Raw genomic sequence first — 475 nt, forward strand, 5'->3', positions numbered from 1 at the left:
CCCGCGCACCGCGCTGCTGGCGGCCCGCGTCCTCATCGGCGAGGAGGAGCGGCTCGACCCGGTCTCCGCGCAGATGGCCGAAGCGCCGCTCGGCCGGCCCGGGGGACTCCCCGGACCGGCCGTCCTCGGCTTCCTCGCCTGCTCGGTCATCGTGCGCCGGGACGCGTTCCTCGACGCCGGCGGCTTCTCCGACGTCCTGCACTTCGCCGGCGAGGAGGAGTTGCTCGCGCTCGACCTGGCCGCCGCAGGTTGGGGCCTCGCCTACGTGCCCGAGCTGGTCGTCCACCACCACCCGTCCAAGACGGGCCGCGACCCGGCCGGGCGACGCCGCCGCGAGATCCGCAACCGGCTGCTCACCGCGTGGCTGCGGCGCCCGCTCCCGGCGGCCGCCCGCCCCCGCCTCTTATACACATCCCCCACCCACGCCACCGACCCCCATCCTGTATGCCGCCCTCTCCCTGAAACAAAAAAAACA

The 475-nt window shown here is 74.3% G+C and carries 1 pseudogene; it reads left to right on the forward strand.

The window, feature by feature from the left end:
• Positions 1-475, forward strand: a pseudogene (locus HUX53_RS00100) (glycosyltransferase family 2 protein); the annotation flags it as partial.

The organism is Actinomadura sp. BRA 177 (assembly GCF_013372625.1).
Taxonomy (GTDB): Bacteria; Actinomycetota; Actinomycetes; order Streptosporangiales; family Streptosporangiaceae; genus Spirillospora.